General features: G+C 39.8%; 15 protein-coding genes. 4 read left to right on the forward strand and 11 right to left on the reverse strand.

The window, feature by feature from the left end; genetic code table 11:
* Nucleotides 1-7 precede the first annotated feature (7 nt).
* Genes sdhA through sdhC form a run of 3 tightly spaced genes read right to left on the reverse strand, consistent with a single transcriptional unit; the run spans nt 8 to nt 2,496 of the window.
* On the reverse strand, nt 8-1,780 hold the full coding sequence (sdhA, locus tag AN390_RS07745; protein ID WP_004586683.1) for a succinate dehydrogenase flavoprotein subunit: 1,773 nt from the start codon (nt 1,778-1,780) through the stop codon (nt 8-10).
* Nucleotides 1,781-2,128, reverse strand: a complete 348-nt coding sequence (sdhD, locus tag AN390_RS07750; RefSeq protein ID WP_004586684.1) for a succinate dehydrogenase, hydrophobic membrane anchor protein — start codon at nt 2,126-2,128, stop codon at nt 1,781-1,783.
* The gene (sdhC, locus tag AN390_RS07755; RefSeq protein WP_084554498.1) at nt 2,119-2,496 is read right to left on the reverse strand and encodes a succinate dehydrogenase, cytochrome b556 subunit; all 378 of its coding nucleotides are present in this window, start codon (nt 2,494-2,496) and stop codon (nt 2,119-2,121) included. The genes sdhD and sdhC overlap by 10 nt, the downstream gene beginning before the upstream one ends.
* Nucleotides 2,497-2,912: 416 nt before the next feature.
* Between sdhC and AN390_RS07760 the strand changes: the two genes are divergently transcribed.
* From AN390_RS07760 to AN390_RS07770, 3 genes are all read left to right on the forward strand, one after another.
* Nucleotides 2,913-4,199, forward strand: coding sequence for a citrate synthase (locus tag AN390_RS07760; RefSeq protein ID WP_004586686.1), 1,287 nt, complete (start codon nt 2,913-2,915; stop codon nt 4,197-4,199).
* 110 nt (nt 4,200-4,309) lie between these two features.
* Entirely contained in the window at nt 4,310-5,536 is a 1,227-nt protein-coding gene (locus tag AN390_RS07765; protein WP_055253696.1) for an aminotransferase class V-fold PLP-dependent enzyme, read from the forward strand.
* Between the two features lie 13 nt (nt 5,537-5,549).
* Nucleotides 5,550-5,966, forward strand: a complete 417-nt coding sequence (locus tag AN390_RS07770) for a SufE family protein (RefSeq protein WP_004586688.1) — start codon at nt 5,550-5,552, stop codon at nt 5,964-5,966.
* 1 nt (nt 5,967) lies between these two features.
* Here the strand turns inward: AN390_RS07770 and tcdA are convergent, their stop codons facing one another.
* Genes tcdA through AN390_RS07805 form a run of 7 tightly spaced genes read right to left on the reverse strand, consistent with a single transcriptional unit; the run spans nt 5,968 to nt 13,429 of the window.
* Nucleotides 5,968-6,771, reverse strand: a complete 804-nt coding sequence (tcdA, locus tag AN390_RS07775; protein ID WP_055253699.1) for a tRNA cyclic N6-threonylcarbamoyladenosine(37) synthase TcdA — start codon at nt 6,769-6,771, stop codon at nt 5,968-5,970.
* Nucleotides 6,772-7,443, reverse strand: a complete 672-nt coding sequence (locus tag AN390_RS07780) for a TIGR01621 family pseudouridine synthase (protein WP_055253701.1) — start codon at nt 7,441-7,443, stop codon at nt 6,772-6,774.
* A 2-nt stretch (nt 7,444-7,445) separates the two neighbouring features.
* Complete coding sequence (kdsB, locus tag AN390_RS07785; RefSeq protein ID WP_024033541.1) at nt 7,446-8,207, reverse strand: 3-deoxy-manno-octulosonate cytidylyltransferase; 762 nt, start codon at nt 8,205-8,207, stop codon at nt 7,446-7,448.
* The gene (locus AN390_RS07790) at nt 8,195-8,392 is read right to left on the reverse strand and encodes a Trm112 family protein (RefSeq protein ID WP_004586692.1); all 198 of its coding nucleotides are present in this window, start codon (nt 8,390-8,392) and stop codon (nt 8,195-8,197) included. The genes kdsB and AN390_RS07790 overlap by 13 nt, the downstream gene beginning before the upstream one ends.
* Nucleotides 8,382-9,362, reverse strand: coding sequence for a tetraacyldisaccharide 4'-kinase (gene lpxK / locus AN390_RS07795; RefSeq protein WP_055253703.1), 981 nt, complete (start codon nt 9,360-9,362; stop codon nt 8,382-8,384). Before lpxK ends, AN390_RS07790 begins: the two co-directional genes overlap by 11 nt.
* Nucleotides 9,359-11,104, reverse strand: coding sequence for a lipid A export permease/ATP-binding protein MsbA (gene msbA, locus AN390_RS07800; protein WP_055253705.1), 1,746 nt, complete (start codon nt 11,102-11,104; stop codon nt 9,359-9,361). The genes lpxK and msbA overlap by 4 nt, the downstream gene beginning before the upstream one ends.
* Before the next feature lie 60 nt (nt 11,105-11,164).
* Complete coding sequence (locus AN390_RS07805; RefSeq protein WP_055253707.1) at nt 11,165-13,429, reverse strand: DNA internalization-related competence protein ComEC/Rec2; 2,265 nt, start codon at nt 13,427-13,429, stop codon at nt 11,165-11,167.
* Here AN390_RS07805 and AN390_RS07810 point away from each other — a divergent pair.
* On the forward strand, nt 13,409-13,921 hold the full coding sequence (locus tag AN390_RS07810) for a DUF2062 domain-containing protein (RefSeq protein WP_055253821.1): 513 nt from the start codon (nt 13,409-13,411) through the stop codon (nt 13,919-13,921). The two genes, AN390_RS07805 and AN390_RS07810, sit on opposite strands and share 21 nt — an antisense overlap.
* 138 nt (nt 13,922-14,059) lie before the next feature.
* On the opposite strand, the gene AN390_RS07815 is transcribed toward AN390_RS07810, so the two are convergent.
* Nucleotides 14,060-15,796, reverse strand: a complete 1,737-nt coding sequence (locus tag AN390_RS07815; protein WP_004586697.1) for a DUF3466 family protein — start codon at nt 15,794-15,796, stop codon at nt 14,060-14,062.
* Between the last annotated feature and the right edge of the window lie 3 nt (nt 15,797-15,799).

A 15,799-nucleotide genomic window follows, 5' to 3' on the forward strand; every position in this document is an offset into this window, starting at 1 on the left:
CTCGCTCCTAGTAGGTACGTGCTTTAGGTGGGAACGCTTCACGCGTCTTAGGCGCGTAGTTTACGTCACGCTTGCTCATTTCATCCGTTACCGGATTGAATACTGAGTGACATAACCAGTTTTCGTCATCACGATCTGGGTAGTCAAAGCGAGAGTGTGCACCACGGCTTTCAGTACGGAAGTTTGCAGCTACTGCAGTTGAGTAAGCTGTTTCCATTAAGTTGTCTAGTTCAAGACATTCGATACGCTGCGTGTTGAAGTCTGATGATTTATCATCAAGACGTGCATGCTGCAGACGCTCACGAATTTCTTTAAGCTCTTTTAGACCTGTCGCCATAGACTCACCTTCACGGAATACCGAGAAGTTAAGCTGCATACATTGTTGTAGGTCTTTTTTGATTTGAACTGGGTCTTCACCTTGGCCAGCCGTTGAATTTTCCCAACGGTTAAAGCGTGCAAGAGACGCGTCAATATCAGATGCTGTCGGTGCTTTAGTAATTTCAACTTCGTTTAGGTATTTACCTAGGAAGTTACCCGCAGCACGGCCAAATACAACTAAATCAAGTAATGAGTTACCACCTAGGCGGTTTGCACCATGTACAGATACACAGGCAATTTCACCTACTGCAAATAAGCCTTCTACTACTTTTTCGTTGCCGTTAGCATCGATTTGTAGCGCTTGACCATTTACGTTAGTTGGAACACCACCCATCATGTAGTGACAAGTTGGTATTACTGGAATTGGCTCTTTAGCAGGATCAACGTGTGCGAAAGTTTTAGCAAGGTCACATACGCCTGGTAGGCGTAAGTTGAGCGTTTCTTCACCTAAGTGGTCAAGTTTCAGCTTAAGGTGTGGACCCCAAGGACCATCACAGCCACGGCCTTCACGGATTTCAGTCATCATTGAACGTGCTACAACGTCACGAGACGCTAAGTCTTTAGCATTTGGTGCATAACGTTCCATGAAGCGTTCGCCATCTTTATTTAAAAGATAACCACCTTCACCACGACAACCTTCCGTTACAAGTGTACCAGCGCCTGCAATACCGGTTGGGTGGAATTGCCACATTTCCATATCTTGCATAGCAACGCCTGCACGGGCTGCCATACCAACACCATCACCCGTATTAATGTGAGCATTGGTTGTTGATGCGAAAATACGACCAGCACCGCCGGTTGCAAGTACAACAGCTTTTGATTTGAAGAAAGTGATTTCACCTGTTTCAATCTCAATTGCTGTACAGCCTACTACATCGCCATTGTCGTTTTTAACTAAATCTAGTGCATACCACTCAGAGAATACATTAGTTTGGTTTTTAACGTTTTGTTGGTATAGAAGGTGTAATAAAGCGTGACCAGTACGGTCAGCTGCTGCTGCAGTACGTGCAGCTTGTTCACCACCAAAGTTTTTCGATTGACCACCGAAAGGACGTTGGTAAACACGGCCATTTTCAAAACGAGAGAATGGTAAACCCATGTTTTCTAATTCAGTAATAGCTTCTGGGCCTGTTTGACACATGTATTCGATAGCGTCTTGGTCACCGATAAAATCGGAACCTTTAACGGTATCGTACATATGCCATTCCCAGTTGTCTTCGTGTGAATTACCTAGCGCTACTGTAATACCACCCTGTGCAGATACAGTGTGTGAGCGTGTTGGGAATACTTTAGATATTAATGCACACGTTTTGCCAGATTCGGTAATGGCAAGAGCGGCGCGCATACCAGCACCACCTGCACCAATTACTACGGCGTCAAATTCACGAACAGAATATTTCACTTAAACACCCCATAAAACGATTAGACCAATAGCTACGTAAGCAACGGCCATCAGGTTTAATACAAAGCCTAAAACAGCGCGTAGTTTAGCGTTTTTAACGTAATCCGTTAAAACTTGCCAAAGGCCAATGCGGGTATGAACCATCATGCATACAAGAGTAATAAGTGTAAAACCCTTCATTGCTAGATTAGAGAATAGGCCTGTCCAGGCTTCGAAAGTGACTTCTGGCGTTGCTAAAAAATAGCCGATAATAAAAATCGCGTATGCGGTGATTACTAGTGCCGTGGTACGTAAAGATACGAAATCTTGTACACCATCACGTTTAAGAGTTGCTTGATTTAAGACCATATCCACACCCCTGCCAGTACGGCAAATACAACGCCAAGTGCCATTGCAATTTTAGCGCTAAGGTTACCTGATTCAAGTTCTTCCCAGTGGCCCATATCCATAATGATGTGACGGATACCACCAATAAGGTGATAACCCAATACAGAAAGTGTGCCCCAAGCTATGAATTTGGCAATGAATCCGCTAAACAGACCCTTGACGAATTCAAAACCTTCAGCTGAAGAAAGAGACTCAGACCAAGCCCAAATGACAAACGTTAAAGCAAAAAATAATGCAACACCGGTGACGCGGTGAAAGATTGATGCTTTAGCCGTTGCCGGCATAGATATAGTTGTTAGATCTAGATTTACAGGTCTTTGCTTTTTCACAGTTACTTGCCCATCTTGCTCACATTGGAGCTCATCTACTTGTTTTTCTAAAACCCACCAAAATTTCTGGTGGAACTATCAAAGTAAACGTGTCAATACAGCAAAAGTTCACAAATCTGCAAAAATTACGCTGTAAAAATATGTTTACCTAAATACAAAGCGGTTTAAAACCTCCGATAGTATATATACCCAAAGGTTGTTTTACAATTCTTGTTTAGTTAGAGACGTTTGCGAATTAGCCGATAGTATAATATTTAATTAATACCGAATATTTATTATACATATATGCATAATGTTTATAAAAATTGACTTTAACCCCCTCTTTCACGTTAAAATGCGAAGATGTGCTTAAAACAAGATTTCAGAACTTTAAAAATCTAAAAATCAGAATAGATATCTTAATAGGAGATACATAGATGGCAGATAAAAAAGCCACAGTCCATATTGATGGACTAGATCCAATCGAACTTCCAATTTATCAAGGCACTGCTGGCCAAGATGTGATCGACGTACGTACGTTAGGTTCACACGGTCACTTTACTTATGACCCAGGTTTCATGTCGACTGGCTCTTGTGAATCTGCAATCACCTACATTGATGGTGGTAAAGGTGTATTACTTCACCGTGGTTACCCAATTGAGCAATTAGCTGAAGACTCTAACTACATCGAGCTTTGTTACTTACTATTAAACGGTGAGTTACCAACTAAAGAGCAATACGATGCATTTGCAAAAGAAATCACGCACAACACAATGCTTGATGAGAAAATTGCTAACTTTTTCCAAGGTTTCCGCTTCGATGCTCACCCAATGGCAATGCTATGTGGTGTAGTAGGCGCATTATCTTCTTTTTACCACGAAGATCTTGATATTACTGATGCAAGCCAACGTAAAACAAGCGCGATTAAACTTGTCGCTAAATTACCGACTATTGCAGCTATGGCGTACAAAACAAACATTGGTCAACCGTTTGTTTACCCACGTAATGATTTAAGCTACGCAGAAAACTTCTTACACATGATGTTCTCTGTACCGGCTGAAGAATACAAAGTTAACCCTGTGACAGCTAAAGCAATGGATAAAATCTTCATGCTTCATGCTGATCATGAGCAAAACGCTTCAACGTCAACAGTACGTTTAGCAGGTTCTTCAGGCGCTAACCCATATGCATGTATTGCAGCGGGTATCGCATCTCTTTGGGGCCCTGCTCACGGCGGTGCTAACGAAGCATGTTTAAACATGTTAGAAGAGATTGGTTCTGTTGATCGTATTGATGAGTACGTAGCAAAAGCAAAAGATAAGTCTGATCCGTTCCGTCTTATGGGCTTTGGTCACCGTGTTTACAAAAACTTCGACCCACGCGCTACAGTAATGCGTCAAACGTGTCACGAAGTATTAGAAGAGCTTAACATTCAAGATCCGCTTCTTGATATTGCAATGAAGCTTGAACAAATTGCCCTTGAAGACCCATACTTTGTAGAGAAGAAACTTTACCCTAACGTTGATTTCTACTCAGGTATTATCTTAAAAGCGATTGGTATTCCAACAAGCATGTTCACTGTAATTTTTGCAATGGCACGTACTGTTGGTTGGATCACTCACTGGGATGAGATGCTATCTCAACCTGGTCATAAGATCAGCCGCCCTCGTCAAATGTATACTGGTTACACTCAACGTGACTTCGTATCAACTGACAAGCGCTAAGCTTAGTTAGTTAAAAAAGGCCGCTTTTGCGGCCTTTTTTGTGCGCTTTGCTTGTCAATTTTATGAAACCGATTACAATTCCTGCCTAAATTTATAGATGTTGAATAGCCATGCCTTCTCAAGAGTTTGATATAACAAAAATCCGCAACGACTTCCCTACGTTAAACCAAACCCTTAATGGCAACCCTTTAGTTTATTTAGACTCTGGCGCAACCTCGCAAAAACCACAAAGCGTTATTGATGTAACCACTCGTTTTTATAATTTAGGCAACGCAAACGTTCACAGAGGCCGCCATACTTTAAGCGAGCGCGCTACAGAGCAATATGAAGCAGCAAGATTAAAAACAGCGGATTACTTTAACGTAAATGCTAAAGAAATCGTCTGGACAAAAGGCGCGACAGAGGCGCTAAATTTACTTGCTCATGGCCTACAAAGGCAAATTACTGGTGAAGATACGGTTTTAATTACACCCCTTGAGCACCACGCTAATATTGTACCTTGGCAGGTATTAACGCAAAATACCGGGGCTACGCTATCTGCACTCCCCCTTGAGCAAAACGCGACGTTTAATTTAGCTCGCTGTATAGACATGATCACACATACTAAAGCAAAGGTAATGTGTATCAGCCAAGCGTCTAACACATTAGGTAATATTACCAATTTAGCCCCATTAATAGCTGCAGCGAAAGCAGTCGGCACGTTAGTTGTTGTTGATGGCGCACAAGGAGCCATGCATTTACGCCCTAATTTAAAGCAGCTTGGATGTGATTTTTATGTATTCTCAGCGCATAAAATGCTTGGCCCTACGGGTGTAGGAGGCTTATATGGTCGCTATGAATTACTTAATGCGCTTACCCCGTATCAAACGGGTGGTGAGATGATAGATACTGTAACCCTTGAAAAAACCACCTACAGAGACGCTCCTGCTAAATTTGAGACCGGCACCCCAAATATAGCCGGCGTCATTGGCTTCAGTGCAGCAATTGATTATTTATCAGCCCTAAACATAGAACAGTTACAGCGCCATGAGCAGGCTATTTTTAATTATGCAGCCACACAGTTGAGTAAAATTGACGGTATTACTATTTATAGCGACCTAAACAATAATATTGGCACTCTTAGTTTTAATTATAAAAGTGAACACCCCTACGATTTGGCAACTTTGCTTGACGGATTTGGTATTGCAGTGCGCAGTGGACACCATTGTACGCAACCATTAATGCACCATTTAGGGATAAAAGGCACTGTTCGAGCAAGCTTTGCATTTTATAATACCCATCAAGATGTTGATAATTTCATCAATGCCTTGAAAGAATCGATTGAATTATTAGACTAATTTAGGATAACTCATGACAAATACGTTTAAAAACGTAGTAAAACCTATACAACAGGCGCAATCTTGGCAGCAAAAATATCGCGAAATAATGCTTCTGGGCAAAACACTTCCCGCTTTAGCGGATGTACTTAAAACCGATGACGCACTGGTGCCAGGGTGTGAGAGCAAAGTGTGGATGTTTATGGAGTTTGACGATAGCGAGAATCGTTTAGTGGTTATTGGCGATTCAGACACCCGCATTGTAAAAGGCTTATTAGCGATAATTTTAGCGCTTTATAATGGCCTAACACCTGAAGAAGTCGTGAATATTAATGCGTATGACGAATTTGAAAAGTTAGGCTTAATTAAACACCTAAGTGCATCTCGAGGGAACGGAATAAAAGCCATGGTCGAGGCAATTCAAAGCATGGCAACTAACAAGCTCAATTAAACTATTGAGCTTGTTGTAAACGCTGTTTTTTATCTAAATATTTACGTACCGCTTTAGCCGCTACAAAAAAGCCAAAACTTCCGGTGATCATAGTTACCGAGCCAAACCCGTTATTACAATCCATATTCATAGTACCATCAGCATTTTGTTTAGCATGGCATACACTGCCATCACTGCCTGGGTAAACAAGTTGCTCAGTTGAGTACACACAATCAATATTAAATTTGCGTTTAGGGTTGTTACTAAAATTATATTGTTTGCGTAAAATATAACGCACTTTAGCAAGTAGCGGATCTTGCGTGGTTTTAGCTACATCACCAAATGTTATTTGGCTAGGATCAGTTTGCCCACCCGCCCCACCAGTAGTAATAATAGGCATTTTATTGCGCTTACAATGAGCAATAAGCGCTGCTTTTTCTTTAACTGCATCAATACAGTCAATAACGTAATCAAAACCTTGAATATGCTCACGAATATTTTCAAGAGTAATAAAGTCATCTATCACAGTTACTTTACACTCTGGGTTTATCAGTTCGCAGCGACTTTTCATTGCATCTACTTTGGCTTGGCCAATACTGCCGCTAAGTGCATGAATTTGCCTATTTACGTTCGTCGCGCAAATATCATCTAAATCAATTAAAGTGACTTTACCCACGCCTGTACGTGCTAAAGCTTCGGCGGCCCAACTTCCTACACCGCCTATCCCCACTACACAAAAATGGGCTTGTTGTAGCCAGTCAAATTGTTGGTTACCGTATAGGCGTTTGATCCCGCCAAAACGAATATCTGTTACTTGTTCGCTCATTTACCAATCCAGTTGCCACGGCGATTGCCATGCTTGAAATTCTTGATGATTAATTAATTGCTGGTACTCATCACCCGTAGTAGGTAGCAAAGAGCAATTAATTTGCTCCCCATGCCATAAAAAACTTAACGCATAGGCATGGAGATACGCCCGCTCAGCTTTGCTGCCACTATAAAGTGTATCGCCTAAAATTGGTGCCCCTAAACTTTTCAATGCCACTCTAAGTTGGTGGGTTTTACCCGAATACGGCTTTAAAATATACGCTCTAAACCCCGGCTTATAACTAAAAGAATAAAAGCGGGTAATAGCCGGGTTTTGCAGGGTCGGTAAAAGCTTAAACATGCCCCTGCGAGACTTAGTCATATCACCTTTTATCCACCCTTGCTTTTTTTTAGGTTTAGCATTGCTTATCGCTAAGTAAAACTTGTTTATTGCGTGCTCAGTAAAAAGAGACGTAAATTTAGCAGCGGCTTCTTTATTGCGACTAAGAATAATAAGGCCAGATGTCACTTTATCAAGGCGGTGTACAGCAAATAATTTTTCGCCGGTTTGCTGCTCAGCTAGTACCACAAACCCTTTTTCACCTTCTGAGTGAAAATTAAGCCCCGCTGGTTTTTCAAATATGTAAAAATCAGCGTGGCTAAATACTATGGGTAATTCACTTTTAACCATTATTAGGCTTGCTTAGCTTTTAGGTAGGCAATCACTTTTTCTAAATCCTCGGCCGTATCAACCCCTGCATGTGGTGTTACTTTGGCCTGCTCAATTTTGATAGCGTAACCATGGTACAACACCCTAAGTTGCTCTAGCGACTCAAGTACTTCAAGCGGCGATACACTTAGCTCAATATACTGTTTAATGAAGCCCGCACGATAAGCATATATACCCACATGGCGCTGAAAAGGCGTTATATCTAACACACTGTCGTTATTTAACATCGCGCTTCTGTCAAACGGAATACTGGCACGTGAAAAGTACAACGCATTTTTATTAATATCACTAACAACCTTCACGGCATTAGGATTAAACACTTCGTCTTGCTCTTCAATGGCTACACTTAATGTTGCCATTGGCGCGCTTGAATTATTTAGTAAAGTGGCAACTTGCGAGACGTTTTCGCTGGCAAGTAATGGCTCATCGCCTTGTACATTTACCACCAGGGTTTCTGCGTCTAGCTTAAGTAAGTCAACAACCTCTGCTAAACGTTCAGTACCCGATTGATGATCTTCTCGCGTCATCAGCACATCGTTTGTGAACAATTTAACAGCATCAAAAACTTTTTGATGATCGGTTGCAATAACCACTTTACTTGCACCTGACAAACACGCTTTTTCATACACGTGTTGAATCATAGGTTTACCGCATATGTCAGCTAATGGTTTGCCAGGCAAACGGGTAGACGCGTAACGTGCAGGTATAACAACTACGAATTCCACTTATCAACCTCATCTTGAGATAGCTCACGCGCCTCATTTTCTAAAAGTACCGGTATATCATCGCGTACTGGGTATGCAAGTTTAGCTGCAGTACTAATAAGTTCTGCATTTTCTTTATCAAAACGAAGCTTTCCTTTACACACAGGACAAGCAATTATTTCAAGTAATTTTGTATCAAAGGCCATTGAGGATCCCTTTTTGTTTTAATAATAAATCTAATTTATGTATTACAGCGTCAGTAGGTTTTGCATTTACGGGTAGGTAGTACCAAGTATCTTTTGCAAAGTCTCTACATTTTACTGCATCTTTTTCTGTCATTAATACGTTATCATCATTAAATTGAGTAAAATCAGCCATGCTATAAGCATAGTGATCTCGGTAATGATGAGTCGAAAGCAGCTGAATATTTTGCCCCTTTAATGAATTTTCAAAACGTTGTGGGTTACCAATGGCACTTACCGCATGGCCTTTTTCAATTGTTTTATTCACAGGGGTATTGTTAGCAACGTGTTTAAGTGCACCAGTTTGCAAAACGTAGCTGTGGGATGCATCTCCCCCGTTTTCAATCACTAAATCAACGCTATTTAATCTGTTTGTGGTTTCACGTAATGGCCCTGCAGGCATAACAAAGCCATTACCAAATCGCCTTTGGCTATCAACAATGCAGCACTCTATATCGCGTGCCATTTTATAATGCTGCATACCATCATCTGAGATTATGACATCCACACAAAATTGCTGCTCTAATAATGTAATGTTGGCTTTTCTATCGGGTCCAACAACAAGCGGACATTTTAAGCGATTAAATAAAAGTATTGGCTCATCACCGGCTTGTGCACTTGTTACGCCGCGCTCTACCACCAGCGGGTAACTGTTGGCTTTACCGCCGTAACCTCGGCTGATAATGCCCACTTTTAGGCCTAGCTCTGACAAGTATTCGTAAAGCCATAACACAAATGGCGTTTTGCCATTCCCACCTACACTTATATTGCCCACCACAATCACTTTAGATTTAGCTTTAAAAGGCGTGGCAAAGCCAACCTTAAAAACCCATTTCCTAATACTTGAAATTAACCAAAAAAGCGCAGCTAATGGCAGTAAAAGTAGCGTTATAAAACTAAATGGTTTATACCAGCTTTGCTCTATTTTACTCACCCGTGCTCACCAAACTGCATTTTACATAGAGCTGAATAAGTACCATCTTTAGCTAGTAAACTCTGATGATCGCCACTTTCAATCACCCGCCCACCATCAATAACGTATATTTTGTCGCTGTTCTCAATGGTTGAAAGACGATGGGCTATTACAATAGACGTTTTGTCTTGCATAAGGGTATCAAGAGCTTGCTGAATTAGTTTTTCAGACTCTGTGTCTAAGGCTGAAGTTGCTTCATCTAAAATTAAAATAGGTGCATCTTTTAATATAGCGCGAGCAATTGCTATACGTTGACGTTGACCACCAGAGAGCATCACCCCGTTTTCACCGACCATGGTATTGAGCTGCTCAGGTAGGCCTTTAACAAATTCCCACACGTGGGCTTGTTTAACCACCTCTTCTAATTGCTGCGGTGTTATTTCGCGGCTTATGCCATAACAAATATTATTAGCAATTGTGTCGTTAAATAACACAACTTGCTGAGATACTAAGGCAAACTGGCGGCGTAAATCAGCCAGTTTATATTTCTCAAGCGCAACGCCATCTAATAAAATTTCACTTGGTGCTTCTAAATCATAATAACGCGGTAATAAATTAGAAATAGTCGATTTACCCGAGCCTGAACGCCCTACAAGCGCGATGCTTTCACCGGCTTTTATACTTATTGATAGGTTATTTAAAACAGCTTCATCTTTAGTTGGGTATTTAAAGGTCACGTTTTTAACCTCAATTTCGCCCTTCACTTTATCTACGCTGTAAGTCCCTTTGTCTTTTTCAATTTCTTCATCTAAAACTAAAAAAATACTTTGCGCTGCAGAAATACCGCGCTGCATATCACTGTTCACGTTTGCTAATTGTTTAAGCGGGCGTAAAAGCATCATCATAGAAGAAATGAGTACCATAAAATCGCCAGAGCTGATCGTATCTATCATTGAAGGCATAGATACAACCCACAAAATAACAGCCATTGCACTTGCTGCAAGCACTTGAATTACCGACACGCTTAACGCTTTAGTGGCATCCATTTTAATACGTTGCTGGCGATTATGATTATTGATTTTTGAAAACTGGTCGATTTCTTGTTTTTGCCCACCAAAACCATGAATAACTTTGTGTCCACTTAGCATTTGCTCAGAGCTACGGGTGACCTGCCCCATTGCAGACTGTATATTTTTCGAAATATGGCGAAAGCGTTTAGACACAAACGTTACAATAATTGCCACTAATGGAATGATCACTAAAAAAATCAGCGAAAGCTGCCAGCTGGTATAAAACATAAGGGCAAGTAGAAAAACGACAAAAGCGCCTTCTCTTACAACAATTAACAGTGCTTTGGTGATCGCTTGCTGAACTTGTTCTGTATCAAAAGTAATTTTTGAAATTAAATCACCTGTTGAGTTTTTATCATGAAACGAAACAGGCAAATGTAATATGTGTTCAAATAACTGCTGGCGTAACGAACGAACTACTTGCGAGCCTACATAGCTTAGGCAATACGAAGACATAAAATTAAACAGACCACGCCCTATTACCAGCGCAATTACCACAAATGGGGCATAAGCTAGCACTTCGCTATTACGTTGGTTTAGGCCTTCATCAATAAAGGGTTTCATTAATTGAATAAATAAAGCATCCATACCCGAATAGCCGATCATTCCAATAATAGCGACGAAGGCAACGCTTTTATAATCACCAACGTAAGAAATCAACCGTTTATAAATTTGTGTAGTACTTTGACTCATATTACTCTCGTTATACAATTACAGCCCTTATTGTATCCTTCAAACCGTTAAAACTAAACGTCAATCTTCTATAAACCAATAACTTTCGTGTTTGCGCGCCGTTGTCACTTTAAAGCTATCTTGATAAATACTTACCGTAATTTGCCCATCAAGTGCCGTAACATATTGTTTAGCATTTACTGCTTTGTAGCGCGAAACCACTTTTTCACTTGGAAATTGCCATTGGCCTTGAAAAGCTGTTGAATGAATAACCGTATGTGGATTTACATGGTTGATAAATTCCGTGCTTGAAGACGTATCGCTGCCATGATGAGGGCTTAAAATCACATCGGCTTGTAATGAGTGAGTTTTAATAAGGCTCAGCTCACGTGCTTTAGAAATATCACCCGTTAATAACATAGTAAGTTGGGGTGATTTGATTAAAAGCACACACGAATTATCATTTTCGTTATTAAATGTGTTATCAGCAAAGCTGCTAATGCGCAATCCATTAAAGTTATAATCTAAAGACATACACTGTGTGGTTATTCCATGTGGGTGAAACCGCTTAAAGCTTTCACCAAACCCTGCATTAATAAAATGTGCTGCGCCCCCTGCATGGTCGTTGTCTTGATGGCTTATAATTGCATCACTGACCGTTAAGTTATGTGTTTTCAAATAAGGAATTAACACACTGTATGTACGGCTAAAACGGTTAAAATAACTCGGGCCAAAATCATAAACCAGCGCTTGATTGTCTTTTTCGAGTAACGTCATTAATCCGTGCCCAACATCAAACACATGCAATTGCCAAAGTGGCTTTGGTAAATACAGATAATCTATTAATGTAACGCATAGAGGAATGAGTGCTAAACGTTTAAAGGGGCTAAACCAAGTGATTAGTATGCATAGATAAGCTGCGACTAAGTACAATGTAGGCGGTTTAGCTATATCTAACCATCTGTAATGCCAAGGGATTGCATCCATATACTTAAACAATGTTATAAGTACACTATCGAATAATAAAATGACGGGCGTTATATCTACCACAGCACTTATTATCGTAAATAGCAGCAAAAGTGGCATGATCGCCACGCTTAATAATGGAATTGCCAATAAATTAATAACCAACCCAGCAATACTTACCCCATTAAAATAAATAAGGGTAATAGGCAAAAGCCCAATAAATAAAGCAAGCTGAATAATACACAGCGCTATAAACACGCTAAGCCAATTATATTTAGTTTTAGGAAGGTGCTTTATAACAAGGAAAATAATTGCAACCGCAATAAAAGAAAAATATAAACCTGGGTTTAAAACATTAAAAGGATTGATGAGTAATACAGCGACTAAAGCATATAGAATGCTTCGCCAGCGCAGTGGCTGTTTGGCAATAAAGTAAAGACCTAACACGCAACTTAACATAATAAATGCGCGAGTCGCTGAGAGTAAAAATTCACTTAAATAAACATATATAAATGCCGCTAACCAGCCGATAAAACAATAAATAATAGTTAAATTAATAGACTGCAATACATTAATTTTCAAAACGTATGCTGTGTACTTACTCAGTAAATAAAAACAGCTGAATATAAGCCCTATGTGCAACCCTGAAATGGCTAATAAATGGCTGAGCCCTAAACTTTGCATTGTTTGTTTATTTTCAAACGACATCAGTGATTTATCACCACTAAGCAATGCATAATAAAGCCAGTTAAGCGTTGTTTTTTGATAAGTGTGTTTTAAAAACGCCCTGTATTTATAAATTATTGAAGGTGAAGCCGCGTTAGTAATGCGCAATTGCTTATTAAGTACTTTGCCTTTAAATAATATGCGTTGTTTAAAGGCATGCACATTATTATCAAACACACCGATATTTTTAATTGTTCTGAATTTTTTCAGCGCTATTATTGCCTCAAAAGTATCGCCCTGCTTAATAAGCTGTGCAGAATCGACACTTAACATGGCTTTAGGTGCTTTAAATTTGTGAATTTCATCCCCATTTAACTTTAATAACGTTGCTTTTATATACTGTGGTTGCTTTGCAGAGATAACCTCATCAACAAGAATTGTGGCAGGGTAAGCATAGTTATTTTCATCATTTGGCAACGTATAGCTATAAAACAGGTAAAAGTGCACAACAATGCAGCAAATAGCTAAAATAAACCCTAACAAAACATTCAAAAACGGCTTAAAATAGGCGCTCGCAATAAGGACAGATATTGTGATGACTGTAAATTCATGGGTTTGATAATAAAATACGGTTGAAATACAACCTATTACAAATCCAAGACTAATCCACACTGAAGTAAATGGTTGCTTGAAATGCCTAAGAAAACGATCCAACGATTTTTACCTGATCCTAATAAAATTAGGCATCATAAAACACTTAGAATATTCGGCCGCCTATTACAAGACGTCAACCTATGGCATTTAAACAGACGCTCGGCAAGGGGCGCATTTGCAGTTGGTTTATTTTTTGCCTTCATCCCTGTTCCCTTTCAAATGGTTTTAGCCGCTGCGGCAGCTATTGTATTTAGAGTTAACTTACCTATTTCTGTGGCATTAGTGTGGCTTACCAACCCACTAACTATGCCGCCAATATTTTACGGCTCATACCTTGTAGGTACGCTTGTTTTAAATCAACCAGAGCAGCATTTTGCATTTGAAGCCAGTTGGGCATGGTTCTTAGAAAGCCTTTCTACCATCGGTCCTGCATTTTTAATTGGCTCACTGGTGTGCGCTTCTGTTGCCGCTATTATTGCTTATTTAGGTATTGATATTATTTGGCGACGCTCAGTGCGCAAAGCCTGGTTAGCACGAAATACTAATACGTAATAAAGCCAACTATTAAAGTACTCAAATAGAATGACTTAATGAAGCAAATTGAGATAACTAATTAACGCCAAGCACTTTATTATAGACGAAAAAAAACCAACTTTTATAAGTTGGTTTTTTTTATGAAAAGCATAAAGCTTAAAATCTAAATACTCTGCGTAAGCCCACTAGCGGCAATAATAACAGTGTGTACCAAGGGAAGCTTGCTGAGCTTCTTTCATAAAGCTCTTCTTCTATAGGAGTACAGTCTTCTACTTCACCATCAATAGGTGTTAGCTTTACTGCAACAGCAACGCTCTCATACTCAATATTACCTTCAATATCGGTTTCTACATTACCAAAGGTATCGCGCTTTTCAACGGTTTTGGTAGCTACACCAAAAATCTCATTGTCTTCATTAATGACTTTCGCTTCAGCCATTGTGTAGGCGTAGTCTGTTTCACCGTCTGTTTCATAACAAGGTAGTAAATCGTTTAAATTGGTAATTTTATCGTCACCAATTTTATATATAAACGCTTCTTTACGACGGCTGTTTTCAGATGTACCTACCTCGCCTTCACCAACAACATAACCTTGGTTATTAATATCATTACCATAAGCGCTTGAGCTATTAAAGTAACCGGTAGGGAAAACGGTATTGCCAGTACTTATATCATGATAGAAAAACTGATCACGGATCGTGGTTTCAATACGCTTTGATGCATAACCAACAATTACATCGTTGTCATTGACAGCAAGCGCTTTACCAGAAAGCCAATCATCTTCTTGGTCTATAAAATTAAACACGTCACCATTTTTAAAATAAACAGGCATTGTTAAAATAGTGTCGTCATTTTTATAGTAACGAGCATTTGAAGAGCCCACCACTGTGCCATTATTATTTAGCGCAAGAGCAGTACTTGTAAAAGCAAAGTCATCATCTTCTTCTGGCGTTAAGGCAAGGCCAAGTATTTCAGTAGAAGTGATATTGAATGCTTCATCAAGCTCCCATTTTACCGCGCGCTCATCAAATACGCCGGTGGTTACGCTTGAATTTAATAATTCCACACAGGTATTGGTTGGCTCATCTTCGTTATCACAGTTATCTTCAATATTATCAAGTCTGTCTTCAGGAATACCTGTTGAAACATAACCAACGACAGTGTATCCGTCATTTGTTTTAACAATATCGTTAGCTCGGCTAGTACCGCCGTAATCGTCAAAGTCTGGAACTAACTCAACCTTTTGCGTTCCATCTTCAGAAATAACTATTCCGCGCTCAATAAAGTCATGGGTAAACCATGTTTCTTCTTCATCTTCATCATCTGGCGTAAATAAAACTTTATCATATGGAGCCGCACTCCAACCAACGCTCACGCCATCTTCGCTTACCGCATTATAAAAGTTACTAACCGAACGCGTTAAACCATCGTAATCTACCGACTCTTCATCAAACAGTATTTGCTCAGTCACTATGCCATCGTCAAACTTAATACCAACTACCGAGCTTAACTTTTGGTACTCGTAATCCGTTGGTCTGCCAGCTAAAAAGCTAACCATAAATGAATGCGCATCGGCGTTATTAAAAACCGCATCGTTATTTTCTATATCATCAAGTGTAAAAGTAATTTCTTTATCACTTAGCTCAAAGTTGTACTCTTCACTATCGTACGCATTTTCAATAACGCTTTCGGTAAAGTCGATATAGCTAATATCGATTGGTAAATTATACAATCCGTTTGCAGTACCAATAATGTGCCCGCTTTCGCTTACGTCAGTCACGTAAGAATGTTTAGCGCCGTCAAGAGTACCTAGTTCTGTTAATTCATAGGTTGCACTTAATGCAGATGTACTCAATGTCGCTAAAATACTGGCAGCGAGTAATTTATATTTCATTTT

It is taken from the genome of Pseudoalteromonas sp. P1-11 (assembly GCF_001399995.1).
GTDB lineage: Bacteria > Pseudomonadota > Gammaproteobacteria > Enterobacterales > Alteromonadaceae > Pseudoalteromonas > Pseudoalteromonas atlantica.